Source organism: Nocardioides sp. zg-1228 (assembly GCF_017086465.1).
GTDB lineage: Bacteria > Actinomycetota > Actinomycetes > Propionibacteriales > Nocardioidaceae > Nocardioides.
The window spans coordinates 703,981-717,351 of record NZ_CP070961.1 but is presented as its reverse complement, the minus strand read 5'-3'; the positions used below and the strand labels follow the sequence as shown (position 1 = coordinate 717,351).

General features: G+C 71.3%; 12 protein-coding genes and 1 riboswitch. Of the genes, 2 read left to right on the top strand and 10 right to left on the bottom strand.

Features of this window, described 5'->3' with window-relative positions; translation table 11 throughout:
- Nucleotides 1–25 precede the first annotated feature (25 nt).
- The 7 genes from JX575_RS03440 to JX575_RS03410 all read right to left on the bottom strand — a co-directional run bounded on the left by JX575_RS03440 (nucleotide 26) and on the right by JX575_RS03410 (nucleotide 8,687).
- Nucleotides 26–1,288 carry an MFS transporter gene (locus JX575_RS03440; RefSeq protein WP_206054504.1) on the bottom strand — a complete coding sequence of 421 codons (1,263 nt, stop codon included), beginning with the start codon at nucleotides 1,286–1,288 and terminating at the stop codon, nucleotides 26–28.
- 337 nt (nucleotides 1,289–1,625) lie between these two features.
- Entirely contained in the window at nucleotides 1,626–2,153 is a 528-nt protein-coding gene (locus JX575_RS03435; protein ID WP_186340268.1) for a hypothetical protein, read from the bottom strand.
- 200 nt (nucleotides 2,154–2,353) lie between these two features.
- Nucleotides 2,354–3,982 (bottom strand): chaperonin GroEL, encoded by a 1,629-nt coding sequence (gene groL / locus JX575_RS03430; protein WP_186340267.1) that lies wholly within the window; start codon nucleotides 3,980–3,982, stop codon nucleotides 2,354–2,356.
- A 234-nt stretch (nucleotides 3,983–4,216) separates the two neighbouring features.
- On the bottom strand, nucleotides 4,217–5,986 hold the full coding sequence (locus JX575_RS03425) for a pilus assembly protein TadG-related protein (RefSeq protein ID WP_186340266.1): 1,770 nt from the start codon (nucleotides 5,984–5,986) through the stop codon (nucleotides 4,217–4,219).
- Between the two features lie 10 nt (nucleotides 5,987–5,996).
- Nucleotides 5,997–6,650 (bottom strand): TadE family protein, encoded by a 654-nt coding sequence (locus JX575_RS03420; RefSeq protein WP_206054503.1) that lies wholly within the window; start codon nucleotides 6,648–6,650, stop codon nucleotides 5,997–5,999.
- Nucleotides 6,651–6,963: 313 nt separating this feature from the next.
- On the bottom strand, nucleotides 6,964–7,842 hold the full coding sequence (locus JX575_RS03415; RefSeq protein ID WP_186340264.1) for a hypothetical protein: 879 nt from the start codon (nucleotides 7,840–7,842) through the stop codon (nucleotides 6,964–6,966).
- Nucleotides 7,839–8,687, bottom strand: coding sequence for a class I SAM-dependent methyltransferase (locus JX575_RS03410; RefSeq protein WP_186340263.1), 849 nt, complete (start codon nucleotides 8,685–8,687; stop codon nucleotides 7,839–7,841). The genes JX575_RS03415 and JX575_RS03410 overlap by 4 nt, the downstream gene beginning before the upstream one ends.
- A gap of 165 nt (nucleotides 8,688–8,852) precedes the next feature.
- On the opposite strand from JX575_RS03410, the gene JX575_RS03405 reads away from it, so the two are divergent.
- Entirely contained in the window at nucleotides 8,853–10,094 is a 1,242-nt protein-coding gene (locus JX575_RS03405) for a DUF2157 domain-containing protein (RefSeq protein ID WP_186340262.1), read from the top strand.
- Complete coding sequence (locus tag JX575_RS03400) at nucleotides 10,091–10,567, top strand: GDYXXLXY domain-containing protein (protein ID WP_186340261.1); 477 nt, start codon at nucleotides 10,091–10,093, stop codon at nucleotides 10,565–10,567. The genes JX575_RS03405 and JX575_RS03400 overlap by 4 nt, the downstream gene beginning before the upstream one ends.
- Nucleotides 10,568–10,589: 22 nt before the next feature.
- On the opposite strand, the gene JX575_RS03395 is transcribed toward JX575_RS03400, so the two are convergent.
- From JX575_RS03395 to otsB, 3 genes are all read right to left on the bottom strand, one after another.
- The gene (locus JX575_RS03395) at nucleotides 10,590–10,865 is read right to left on the bottom strand and encodes a MoaD/ThiS family protein (protein ID WP_186340260.1); all 276 of its coding nucleotides are present in this window, start codon (nucleotides 10,863–10,865) and stop codon (nucleotides 10,590–10,592) included.
- Between the two features lie 95 nt (nucleotides 10,866–10,960).
- Nucleotides 10,961–12,238: a threonine synthase gene (gene thrC / locus JX575_RS03390; protein WP_186340259.1), complete on the bottom strand. Its 1,278-nt coding sequence runs from the start codon at nucleotides 12,236–12,238 to the stop codon at nucleotides 10,961–10,963.
- Nucleotides 12,239–12,248: 10 nt separating this feature from the next.
- Nucleotides 12,249–12,389: riboswitch (SAM riboswitch) on the bottom strand.
- A 71-nt stretch (nucleotides 12,390–12,460) separates the two neighbouring features.
- Nucleotides 12,461–13,297, bottom strand: a complete 837-nt coding sequence (otsB, locus tag JX575_RS03385) for a trehalose-phosphatase (protein ID WP_186340258.1) — start codon at nucleotides 13,295–13,297, stop codon at nucleotides 12,461–12,463.
- Between the last annotated feature and the right edge of the window lie 74 nt (nucleotides 13,298–13,371).

The following is a 13,371-nucleotide window of genomic DNA, read 5'->3' as shown; positions in this document are numbered from 1 at the left end:
GGGCCCTTTCGTGAGGTCGATCCGCTCAGGCGGCGACGCCGGCGGCGGCGGCCGACTCCGCCGCGGTGCGGCGGACGAGGGTCACGGTCAGCACCAGGGTCAGCGCGGAGGTCACGGCGAGCAGCCACAGCCCGATGGCGTAGGACTCCGTCTGGCCGTAGATCCACCCCATGAGGAGGGGCGGCACGAAGCCACCGAGCCCGCCGGCCGCGCCCACCAGCCCGGTCACGCCACCGACGCGGGCGGGTTGCGTGGCCTGCGCGATCAGGGCGAAGGTCGCGCCGGAGCCGGAGCCGAGGGCCGCGGCCATCAGCAGGAAGGTGGCGGTGCCGAGGGTGAGGTAGCTCCCGTCGGCCGCTGTCACGGGCGGGTTGGGCGCGGCGACCGCGGCGCAGACGGCCACCACGGCGAAGCCGGCGGCGAGCACGGGGATGGAGCCGAGCCGGTCCGACAGCCAGCCGCCGACGGGCCGCATCACGACCGCGACCACCACGAAGCCCGCCATCCGGTTGGCCGCGTCGGCCGGCTCGAGCCCGTGGGCGGTCTTGAGGTAGGTCGGCAGGAACACCGAGAAGGCGACGTAGCCCCCGAAGGCGACCGCGTAGAGCACGCTGGCCTGCCAGGTGATCGGCAGGCGGGCGTCGGCCGACACCCGCGCGCCGAGGCTGGTGCTGGGCGGGACCCGGCCGGGTGCGTCCCGCATCACCACCCAGGCGACCACCGCGTAGACCGCCAGGACCCCCGCGGTGATGAGGAAGGGGGCGGTCCGCCCGAGGTTCTCCCAGAGCGGGACGGTCGTCAGGGCGCTGATCGCCGTGCCGCCCATGCCGGCACCGAAGATGCCGACCGCCAGGCCCCGCTTCTCCGGCGGGAACCATGCGTTGACGAAGGGGACACCGACGGCGAACGCCGTGCCGGCGATGCCGAGGAAGAAGCCGCCGAGGAGCACCAGCGGGTAGGAGTCGAGGGCGAAGTAGGCCAGGAACAGCACCGGCACGATGGACACGCCGGACACGATCGGGAACATCAGCCGCCCGCCGTAGCGATCGGTCAGCGCGCCCACCACGATGCGGCCCAGCGAGCCGACCACCACGGGGACGGCGACCATCAACGACACCTCGGACTGGCTGAGCTGGCCGAGCGGGCTGTCGGCGCCCTGCTTGAGGAAGAGCGGGCCGAGCGGGCTGATCAGCGCCCAGGCCCAGAAGTTGACCGCGAACCCGATCGTGGCCAGGGCCAGCATCACCCACGGGTTGCCCGGGCTCCGGGGTGCGGTCGTGGCGCTCATCGTGTGCTCCTGGTGGTCGAGGAACCAACCCAAACCCACCGAACAGCTCGGGCCCTGTGCGATGTGCTCACGAAGTTACGCGCGCCGCGATCAGGCTCGCTAGGGGCCGACTGCCGGGGCCGGATGGGCCCCTGACCCGCCCCTGACGCGGCTGCGCCCCGGGCCGATCGGCCCGGTCCCCCAACGGTTCAGGCGGCGCATCCTGACGCCGAGACGCCGCCGAGTCGGCGCATCCTGACGCCGAGAGGCCGCCGAGTCGGCGCATCCTGCACGCAATGGGTGTCAGGATGCGCCGACTCGGCGATTCACTCGGGGCCGGTGCCCTTCCCAGGGCCCCTCACTGAGCGGCGTCGAAGGCCTGGTCGTAGAGCGCCTCGAGCTCCGGGGAGGTCTCCGCGGTGAAGCCGCAGAGCGTGACCCGGTCGCCGTCGGCGCTGACGAGGTAGGTGCGCCCCTCCTGGAAGTCGACGGCCATCAGCAGGTCCCCCAGCGCCTTGCTGGGTGCCTCGACGACGACGGTGGGCGTCTCGGCGCCGGCGTACCACTGCTCCACCTCGAGCGTCGCCGTCCCGTCGGCCAGGGAGGTGACGGTGCCCTCGAACGCCGTGTCGAACGTCGCGAGGACCTGCGCGGAGGGCATGGCGCACTTGCCGGCGCTCGAGCCGTCGGCGGTGAGGACCAGCGGCTCCGTCGCGGTCTCGGTCGGGGTCTCGGTCTGGCTCGTGGACTCGCTCGCGGTCGGCTCGGACGTGGGCGCGTCGTCGTCCTCCGCGCCGCAGCCGGCGAGCGTGAGGGCGAGGACGAGGCCCGCGGCCCCTGCGGGGAGCAGGCGGGCCGGGTGGCGTCGGGTGGTGTGTCGGCTCATGGCGGGCATCCCTTTCGTCGTACGGGCGGGGCGTGCCGCCCGTTCTCCGGTCCGACGCGGCGGCGGGTGGCCGGGTTCCCCGGCGGGGCTCACAGAGGGTGCCACCTGCGCCGACACGACCGGAGATGGCAGCAGGGCCCCCGCCGGAGCGGGGGCCCTGCTGGTTCTGGCTGGTGGAGCTGGTGGACCTGATCAGTCGATCAGAAGTCCATGCCGCCCATGCCGCCCATGTCGCCGCCGGGCATGGCCGGCGTCTTCTCGGGCTTGTCGGCCACGACGGCCTCGGTGGTGAGGAACAGCGCGGCGATCGACGCGGCGTTCTGCAGCGCCGAGCGGGTGACCTTGGCCGGGTCGATGATGCCCTCGGCGATCATGTCGACGTAGTCACCGGTCGCGGCGTTGAGGCCGTGACCCGCCTCGAGGTTGCGCACCTTCTCGGCGACGACGCCACCCTCGAGACCGGCGTTGACGGCGATCTGCTTGAGCGGGGCCTCGGTCGCCTTGCGGACGATCTCGGCACCGGTCGCCTCGTCGCCGGTGAGCTCGAGCTTGCCGAACGCGATGTCGGCGGCCTGGACGAGCGCCACGCCACCGCCGGCGACGATGCCCTCCTCGACGGCGGCCTTCGCGTTGCGAACGGCGTCCTCGATGCGGTGCTTGCGCTCCTTGAGCTCGACCTCGGTGGCCGCGCCGACCTTGATGACGGCCACGCCGCCGGCCAGCTTGGCGAGGCGCTCCTGGAGCTTCTCGCGGTCGTAGTCGGAGTCGGACTTCTCGATCTCGGCGCGGATCTGGTTGACCCGGCCCTCGATCTGGCCCTGGTCGCCGGCACCCTCGACGATGGTGGTCTCGTCCTTGGTGATGACGACCTTGCGCGCCTGGCCGAGCAGCTCCAGGCCGGCGGACTCGAGCTTGAGGCCGACCTCCTCGGAGATGACCTGGCCCCCGGTGAGGATGGCGATGTCCTGCAGCATGGCCTTGCGGCGGTCACCGAAGCCCGGGGCCTTGACGGCCACGGAGCGGAAGGTGCCCTTGATCTTGTTGACCACCAGGGTCGAGAGGGCCTCGCCGTCGACGTCCTCGGCGATGATCAGCAGCGGCTTGCCGGACTGCATGACCTTCTCGAGCAGCGGCAGCAGGTCCTTGACCGTCGACACCTTGGAGTTGGCGATGAGGATGTAGGGGTCCTCCAGCACGGCCTCCATGCGCTCGAGGTCGGTCGCGAAGTAGGCCGAGATGTAGCCCTTGTCGAAGCGCATGCCCTCGGTCAGCTCGAGGTCCAGCCCGAAGGTGTTGGACTCCTCGACGGTGATGACGCCTTCCTTGCCGACCTTGTCCATCGCCTCGGCGATGATCTCGCCGACGGTGGTGTCGGCGGCGGAGATCGAGGCGGTCGAGGCGATCTGCTCCTTGGTCTCGACGTCCTTGGCCATGGCGAGCAGCTGCTCGGACACGGCGGCGACGGCGGCCTCGATGCCCCGCTTGAGGCCCATCGGGTTGGCGCCGGCCGCGACGTTGCGCAGGCCCTCGCGGACCATGGCCTGGGCCAGGACGGTAGCCGTCGTCGTGCCGTCACCGGCGACGTCGTCGGTCTTCTTGGCGACCTCCTTGACCAGCTCGGCGCCGATCTTCTCGTAGGGGTCCTCCAGCTCGATCTCCTTGGCGATCGAGACACCGTCGTTGGTGATCGTGGGGGCGCCCCACTTCTTCTCCAGGACGACGTTGCGGCCCTTGGGGCCGAGGGTGACCTTGACCGCGTCGGCGAGGGTGTTCATTCCTCGCTCGAGGCCGCGGCGGGCCTCCTCGTTGAAAGCAATCAGCTTGGCCATATCGCGTGCGATTCCTATCGACATGAGTCTGTGTGTCGACGCCGGGCGGGCTGCCCGCGACGGACGATCCGCTCCGCCGGCGATCCATTCACGCCGGCTTCTGCGGACCTCAGCGTCACCCAGGTCGTTGTCACTCTCGTGACGAGAGTGCCAACCTCATGTTTAGCACTCGCCCACCGAGAGTGCAAACGCCACCCGGCGGTTGCCGGGTGGCGTCGCGTCTGCTGGAGGGCACTACTCGATCAGGCGCACGGGCTCACCGTCAATGCTCGCGGTCCAGGTCGTGGAGTCGTTCACCGGCTTGCCCGCCCCGAAGCTGACCTCGACCCGGAACCAGCAACCACCGGGGCTGGACGTCGTGCACGTGTAGTTGGCGGGAATGGGAACCCTGATGTCCTGGCTTCTCCCGTTCCACCCGGCGGCGGACGAGATTCCGGAAATCTTGCAGTTGACGAGAGAGGCGTTCACCTTCCCGGTGCCGACACATCCCGGGATGTTGGATCCCATGTTGGAGTCCGACGGCGGAACGACCTTCATGGTGCCGCCGCTTGCACCCTCGCCGACGTCGAAGAAGCTGAACACGAGCGTCTTGGACGCTGCCGCCGGGATGACCCGCACGAGGTTGAAGGTCGTGGCCGCACCAGTGGCGTTGGCGTAGATGGGCATGCGCTCGTACGCGGAGACGGAGATCGATCCTGCCGGCGCCCCGGTCGCGTGGGCCCGGATCGCATACCGGTTGGCGCCGTCACCCTTGACCGAGGTGTTGTCGCCGGTCTGCGTGAAGATGGTCATGTTGCCTTGGTACCCGCCCTGCCCGTCCGGGCTGGACGTGTTGAGCGCAACGTTCGTCCTGACCTGCAGGTAGTAGTCACCCGCGACACTCGGGACGAATGTGCAGAAGGGCACCCACTGGCGGAAGACCTTGGTGAGGTTCTCATTGGGGCTTGCGCCGGTCCGCGCTGCGCCGCTCCCCCTGATGTTGTTCGTGGTGACCGAGCTGAGGCCGTAGCCGGGGTACTGCCGAGCGCAGCTCGAGATGGGCGGGGCATTGCGCGGGTCATTGGTGATCGTCGTCCCGCGGAGACCGAACGACGTCACAGTGGGAACCGAGCCCTGCATCACGTCGCCGGTGCACATGGCATTGGTAGAGCCCTCGGACTGAGGCTTGTAGCGCAGGATGGCGTCGGTGCGCGTGTAGCTGTTCCAGGTGTTGTTGTTGACGGGGCTGCTGGTGGGCGCAGGCCCGGACTGACAGTAGTCGCCGACCTCGACGAACGCGGGGTCGTAGAGCTCGATCTTGACGCTGCGACCGACCGCGCCGGGAGCCACCCGCAGGATGTAGAAGTACCCGCGAGGATCGAACTCGTCGTTCTTGGTCCCCGTGCAACCGTCAACCCCACTCGAGCACGTCCGCGTCATGAACTGGTCCCCGTTGCCCTTGGGCCACGTGGGTCCGCCGATGTTCGCCCAGAACTGTGGGTTCGAACAGTCCGCGAGGGGGGGTGGCGTCAACACGCTGGTCGCCGACGTGCCCCGGTCGCTCGCGCCCGGCGGCTCATTGGCGAAGGTGTTGCATGGGCTGCCCATCGGTGCCGGCCCGTTGTAGTCGGCGACGGCCGAGCGCGACATCACCGAGCTGGGCACCCCAAACGTCGTCGCGAATGCGTTGTCGACCCGTGAGCTGACCGTGACCTTCAGCTGCGTGGGCTTGGAGCCGACCTGGACCTGGACTGTGGACGTCCCGCCGTTGGGAAAGCCGTTGTCGGCCGCGATCTCGCGCGCCCTCTCCACGGCGAGGTCGAAGTCGTCGGGCATGAATGTGACGCCTGCCGTGGCGGCGGCGTCCGCAGCCGCCTGGACGCGCTGGATCTCGACGTAGAGCCGGGCGATGTCGACACTCACCGCGCCCAGGGGCAGCGCGATGAAGGAGAAGAACAGCGCGACGAGGATGGCGGTCGCGCCGACCTCGTCGCGGCGTTCGGCGAGCCTGCGGGTGAGTTTCACGTCGTCTCCGTCATGAGTGCGCATTCGGGGTGCCCGGCTTGCAGCTGTCGTGCTCCAGCGGCTCGAACTTCATGACGGTCCGCTCCGTCATCTCCATGTCGCCACCCATCAGTCCACGGACGAGGCCGGTGAACCACTCGTGGTCGGCGCGCAGCGCCACACCGACCGAGTCCGACTCGTTGACACAGGCGTTGACCGACGCGGACGACCACGACCCGCTGGAGTAGCGGAACTTGTTGAGACCGGCGTCCCACACGTACTTCACGCAGTTGGCGGGACAGTTGGTAGGGATGGTGGATTCCGAGCCCGGGAAACCTTGGCTGTTCGCCTTGTAGACCATCACCCACTGGATGTCATCAGCGTTCATCGCCGTGCCGGCCGTCTGCATCGTGTCGGCCGCCGCCTGGGCGAAGCCCGGCGCGGCTGCTGGGGTGCAGGGAGGGGGGCTCGCGCTCGCTTCGCACGTGCCGGGGCCGGCATCTGCGGCAGCCGACGCGGTGCGTGCTCCCGCGCGGACGCTGCTGCTCATCGACACGTTGTCCTTCATGAACAGGGCGAGCTCGAGCGTCCCGAGCATGAAGAGCAGCAGGATCGGCACGACGAGGGCGAATTCGACGGCGGCGGCACCTCGTTCTCCGCGTTCGCGCTTCCGCGTCTGTCCCACGACGTTCCTCCCCACGTGCCGTGCACCCGTCGCGCAACGGCTTGTCGACCTGCCACGAGCGCGGTCCATCGGCCGCCGCAAGCAGGATCGGATCCATCATCGGGGGAATGGCCGGAGCGCCGCGCCCTCCGATGAGACCTTTCGCATAGCCCGTTCGGGCTATCTTTCGAGTGCCGGACGCGACCCCGGCGACGCCGCCGGCCGCGCTCGCACACCCGGTCGGACAGCCGACAGCCGCCCGTCACGGTGGTGACGCAACCGAACCGGGCGGGGCTGGCCCCCGTCCCCGGACGCGGAATTCTCGCCGGCCGGTCTAGACATGTGGCGCGGACGTCCCCGCGAGCCGGGCCATCAGCAGGTCGGCGAACGGCGCGGCGTTGGCGGGCGAGACGTCGAGGTAGAGGCCGGGCTCGATCAGCTCGAGCTCGCTCACCACCCACTCGCCGTCCCAGCGCAGCAGGTCGACCCGGAGGTAGTCGATCGGGCGGCCGAAGCGTGCGGCCATGGCGTCGTACGCCCGCTCCACCAGGTCGGCGACGTCGCCGGTCTCGACGGGGCGCACGCTGCCGCCGAACTCCTCGTTGACCCGGACGTCGCCCCCGCCGGGCCGCTTGTCGAAGCGCTGGCCGACACGGCCGTCGAGGACGTGGACCGACGCCTCGCCGTCGGTGCGGATCGACTCCACGAGCGGCTGCACGACCCACGGGCCGTCGACCTCGGGGTAGTCGGGCTGGCTGCGCACCGGCCGGCCCAGGCGCGGGTCGTCGGGGTCGGTGACCACCAGCAGGCCCGCTCCCCCGGCTCCCACCCGCGGCTTGACGACCCCCGTGCCGAAGCGGCGCACGCCCTCGGCGAGCGCGGCCCGGTCGTCGGCGAGCAGGGTGGGCACGACCGGCAGGTCGCCGAGCTCGGTCAGGTAGCGCTTGTCGTGGTTCCACTCGAACACGTCGGCGCCGTTGAGCAGGCGCGACTGGTCGAGCGAGGCCGCCCAGGCGAGGAACTCGCGGTGCCGGGTGACGTAGTCCCAGGTCGAGCGGACGGCGACCACCTCCGCCGCGTCCCAGTCGACCGCCGGGTCGTCCCACCGCGCCCAGGCGGCGTCCAGCCCGCGCTCGCGCAGGACCGCGTCGAGGACGGTCGCGCCGGGCTCCCCCTGCGGCAGGTCACCGCTGGTGGCGAGCAGGACGCTCATGCAGGGTCGGGGTCCTCGGGCAGCTCGGAGGCGCCGTAGAGCTCGTGAGCGACCCGGTCGCGGTTGGTGCCCTCGCGGTTGTCGCCCTTCTCGATGATCACGAGGTTGTGGTAGCAGTGCACGGCCCGGACCCATTGGTCGGTGTAGGTGGGCTGGTAGCCCTCGAGCAGGAACTCCTCGTGGTTGAGCCCGTCGATGAGGTCCTTGACCAGGTCCATCGACGTGCCCGGCGCCCGCGGGTCGAGCTGGCCGCCCCAGGCCGGCCAGTAGGAGGTCTGGGTGTCCTCGATGCAGTAGATGGCACCGTCGGGAAGCAGCGGGAAGAGGATGCGGAAGGACTCGCGGACGTGGGCCGGGATGTGGCTGCCGTCGTCGATGACGACCAGCGGGGCACCCTGCTCGTCGATGATCCGCCGGAGGACCTCCGGGTCGGTCTGGTCGCCGAGGTAGGTGTGGATGTGGCCCCGGGTGAGCCACGACTTGTCCTCGATGTCGAGGCCGACGATGCGGGCCTTGGGGAAGAACCAGCGCCACATCTTCATCGACGCACCGCTCTTGCGGCGCTTCTTGTAGCCGCCGATCCCGAGCTCGAGCAGCGTGAACGACTCGCCCCGCAGGTGCTGGAGGTGGCGCTCGTAGTGGGGGGTGTAGCGGTGCACGCCCCACTTGTCGGTGCGGAACTCGATGGCCAGCTCGGTCAGGTTGCTCGCCAGCAGCCGGCGACGGCGCTCGGCCCTGGGGTCGGGCGGCTCGGGCTGGGCAGGCACGGGCGATGCCTGCATCCGGCCTGCCTTCTGGGCCGCCTTCTTGACGGCCTGGCTGGCTCGTCGGGCAGTGGTGCGCACCCGCAGACCCTAGCCTGACCTGCGGCTCCGGACGTGATCCCCCACACCGCGTGCCCCGGTCCACCGGGCGTACGACGGCTCCGGGGGAGGTCCGTGACCGAACGGCAGGGCGAGATGGGTCGATGTACTCAGGACAACCCGACCGGTCCACGCCACGGTAGGGCCATGACCGACACCTCGCCCCCTACGACGGCACCGCCTCCCGCCCCTCGAGCGGTCGCGCCGCGCCAGCACGCCTGGCTCCGCGGCGAGATCGCCACATGGACCGCGGAGGGGATCCTCACCGAGGAGCAGGCGGCGCTCCTGTCCTCGCGCTATCGCGCCGAGCGCCACGCCCGCGTCGGCGTCGGCCGCGTGCTGCTCCACCTCGGCGCCGGATTCGTCGGCGTCGGACTCGTCTGGCTCGTCGCCGCCAACCTCGACCAGCTCTCCCCCGCGGCCCGCTTCGCCACCGTGGCGGCGCTGTGGCTCGCGTTCCTCGTGGGCGGCGAGGCGCTGGCCGCGCGGCGCGCCTCACCGCCGCTCGTCGGCGCGCTGCGGCTCCTCGCCGCGCTCGGCGCCGGTGCGCTCGTCTTCCAGGCCGCACAGTCCCTGCAGGTCCCGGCCTACGAGCCGCGCCTCGTCGGACTGTGGTCCGTCGCAGCCCTCCTCCACGCCTATACGACCCGGGCCCACGCGCCGTTCCTGGTCGGCGTCGCCACGGGCGTCACCTGGTGGTTCATGCAGCCCTTGTGGGACGCCCAGGACGGCACGACCGTCGTCGTGCTGCTCGGCGGGGGCGCGGTGCTCGCCGCCGCACTGGCGGTCCTGCACGACGGCTGGGTCGACGCCTTCGCGTGGACCTGGCGCACCGTCGCCGGCGGCGCGGCCCTGCTGGCGCTGTTCGTCGCCGCGATCCCCGGCTCCGGCGGCGACGGACCGGCCTGGTCGACCTGGCTGGTGATGGCCCTCGCCCTCGCCGCGGTGGCGACGGTCGCCGCCGCCGTCGTGCGACGCGGGGCGCCGGCCCTGGAGCCGGTCGGCGCCCTCGCGGTGCTGCTGGTGGCCGGGGCGCTCAGTCTTTGGGACACCGGCGCCGACACCTCCGACGTCGACGGAGCCGACTGGGCGCGCGCCGCGATCTCGATCCTCGCCTACGCCGTGCTGGCCGTCGCCGTCGTCACCGTCGGGACCGTGCGCGACCACCCGACGCTCACCTGGATGGCGATGCTGGGGCTGGTCGTGTTCACGACCTTCCAGAGCTTCGCGGTCTTCGCCCCCATCGTCACCGGCGCCTGGCTGTTCGTGGTGCTCGGCACCGTCATCCTCGGCACCGGCTTCCTGTTCGACCGGGCCCGCCGCGAGCTCGCCCAGGCCCTCGACGCGGCCGGCCCCGCACCGACCACCCCGAAGGAGACCGACCGATGACCCGCAGCCTGTCCCCCACCCTCACCACCGCCGTGGTGGCCGTGTGCCAGCTGGCGCTGGTCGGCGTGGCCGTGGCGCCCCAGCTCTCCGCCCGGGTGGCGGGCGACAGCTACGTGGTGCGGGTGGCGCCGCTCGATCCGATCGATCCGTTCCGCGGCGCCTACGTCGCCCTCGACTACCCCGACCTGCGCCTCGACGCGCCGGACGACGGCGAGTCCGGCGACGCCTACCTCGCCCTCGTCGAGGAGGACGGCGTGTGGGTCGGCGACCGGTGGACGCGCACCCGGCCCGCGCAGGGCCCCTACCTCGCGTGCGACGACCGGTCGTGGCAGGTCCGCTGCGGGATCGAGAGCTGGTTCCTGCCGCAGGACCGCGCGCGGGAGGTCGAGGACCAGCTGCGCGACGGCGCGCTCGCCGAGCTGCGCATCGACTCCCGCGGCAACGCCACCGTCGTCGACGTACGAGCGCCCTGACGTCCGCGGGCGGTCGTCGGGCTCAGCCCCCCGCGACCGCCGGGATCACCGAGATCTGCACCCCGTCGGGGGTCGCGGTGTCGAGGTCGTCGAGGAAGCGCACGTCGTCGTTGCCGACGTAGACGTTGACGAACCGGCGCAGGTGACCGGCCTCGTCGACGATGCGGCCCTTGATGCCGGCGTAGCTCGCGTCGAGGTCGTCGAGGACGGCCGCGAGGGTGTCGCCCTCGGCGCTCACCTCCGACTCACCGCCGGTGTAGGTGCGCAGGATCGTCGGGATGCGGACGGACACGCTCATGCGCGCACCCCCGTCGCTCCGTGCGCGCACGAGGCACGTGTCTCATTGTCGGGGATGGTCCGCTCGCTGCGCTCGCTCATGTGCTGATCTTCCTCTCAGAGCACGCCGGACGCCACGAAGGCGTCGTAGGACGGTGCGATGGTGGCGGCGGGTCCGACCCGGTCGGCGACGGCGTCGAGGGTCTTGAGGCCCATCCCGGTGTTGATCACGACGGTCTCCAGCGAGGTGTCGAGCTGCCCGGTCTCGACGAGCTTCTTGAGCACGCCCACCGTGGTGCCGCCCGCCGTCTCGGTGAAGATGCCCTCGGTGCGGGCCAGCAGCAGGATGCCCTCGCGCACCTCCTCGTCGGTGATGTCCTCGACGGCGCCGCCGCTGCGGCGGCAGATGTCGAGCACGTAGATCCCGTCGGCCGGGTTGCCGATGGCGAGGCTCTTGGCGATGGTGTCGGGCTTGACCGGGCGGATGGCGTCGGTGCCGGCCTTGTAGGCCACCGACACCGGCGAGCAGCCGGTCGCCTGGGCGCCGAAGATCTTGTAGGGCTTGTCCTCGACGAGGCCGAGCGCGACCAGCTCGCGGAACGCCTTGTCGACCTTGGTGAGCTGCGAGCCGGACGCCACCGGGATGACGACCTGGTCGGGGAGCCGCCAGCCGAGCTGCTCGGCGATCTCGTAGCCCAGCGTCTTGGAGCCCTCGGCGTAGAACGGCCGCACGTTGACGTTGACGAACGCCCAGCCCTCCTCCTCGCCGGCGATCTCCGAGGCGAGCTTGTTGACGTCGTCGTAGTTGCCGTCGACGGCCACCAGCCGGTCGGTGTAGACGGCCGAGTTGACCTGCTTGGGCTTCTCGAGGTCGCTCGGGATGAAGACGACGGTCCTGATGCCGGCGCGGGCGCCCGCGGCGGCGACGGCGTTGGCCAGGTTGCCGGTCGACGGACAGGCGAAGACCTTGGCGCCGAGCTCACGCGCGGCGCTGAGCGCGCAGGCGACGACCCGGTCCTTGAAGGAGTTGGTCGGGTTGGTCGAGTCGTCCTTGACCCACAGCTTCTCCAGGCCGAGCTCACGGGCCAGGTTGTTCGCCTGCAGCAGGCGGGTGAAGCCCGGCTCGGTGTTGGGGCTCTGCTCGATGTCGGACGGCACCGGCAGCAGCGCCTTGTAGCGCCAGATGTTGGGCGGGCCGGCCGCGATCTCCTCGCGGGTCACGGCCGGGAAGTCGTAGGCCACCTCGAGCGGCCCGAAGCACTCCGGACAGGCGTACGACGGGCCCAGGACGACCTCGTGGCCGCACTCGCGGCAGGCAAGGGCGCGGGCGTTGCCGAAGGCGCGCTCGCGGAACCGGGGCGACTCGGTGGTGCTTTCGTCCAGCAGGGTGCTCATGAAGTCCTCCTTCTCATCTGTCCCCGCGACTCTCGCTGGGGTCGGATTTGGCACCTGCTCCCGTGACTGCCGGAGGGGTGTCCGGACAGGAGGCACACGGGTGGTTGCCGGGACTTCGTCGGGCCGTTCCCTCAGTCCCTCGTGATGAGCAGGCTCAGCCTAGGCAGGCTGTCTCACGATGTGCACATCGTGTCCACGATGCGGACGGCCGTCCGTGGGCCGTCAGGCCAGCGAGGGCGACGCCAGGGAGGACAGCAGCTCGACGACACCGTCGGGACCGTCCACGACCACGTCGGCCAACCGCACCAGGGCCGGCTGCTCGCTCGAGGCCGAGCACACCACCAGGCCGGGCAGCCCGCCGGAGCGCAGCGCGCGGACGGCCTCGAACGCCTCCACGTCGCCCAGGTCGTCGCCGGCGAAGACGACCCCGGCGGCCTCCTGCTGGGCCACGAACGTGCGCAGCGCCTGGCCCTTGTGCATCTCGGCCGAGCGGACCTCGATCACGTTGCGGCCGGGCTCGATGCCGAGCCGGTGGCGCCGGGCGAGGGCGGTGATCGGCTCGACCAGGCGCTCGAAGGCACCGGTCGGGTCGTCCATCCGGCGGGTGTGCACGGCGACGGCGAGGCCCTTCTCCTCCACGTAGGCGTCGGCGGCCCCGGCGCGCCGCAGCACCCCGGGCAGCTCGCGCTCGAAGCTCGCCAGGCCGGCGGGCGGGCGGGGCGACCTGATCCGCGGCTCGCTGGCCGACCACCGCTCGTTGCCGTACTGGCCGAAGACGAAGAGCTCGGCACCGCGGTCGAGCATGGCGTCGCCCAGCGCGTCGAGGTCGCCCATGGCGATGGCCTGGCGCGCCGGCCGGCCGGTGATCACCGCGACGGCGCGCACCGCCTCGGCGAGGTCGAGCAGCACTCCCGGCGCCCCGGCGTGCAGCCGGGCCGCCTCGGGGTCGTCGACGACCGGCGACAGCGTCCCGTCGAAGTCGAGGCCGACGACCGTGCCGGCGAGGACCTCGCGCACGGCGTCGTAGTGCCTGCGCGCGTCGGCGGAGGTGAACTCCATGGGGCAACCCAACCATGTGGTCCGCTCGCGCGCGGCAGCCGGCCGCCCCGGGGTGTGGGGAGCGGCGCGCCGGG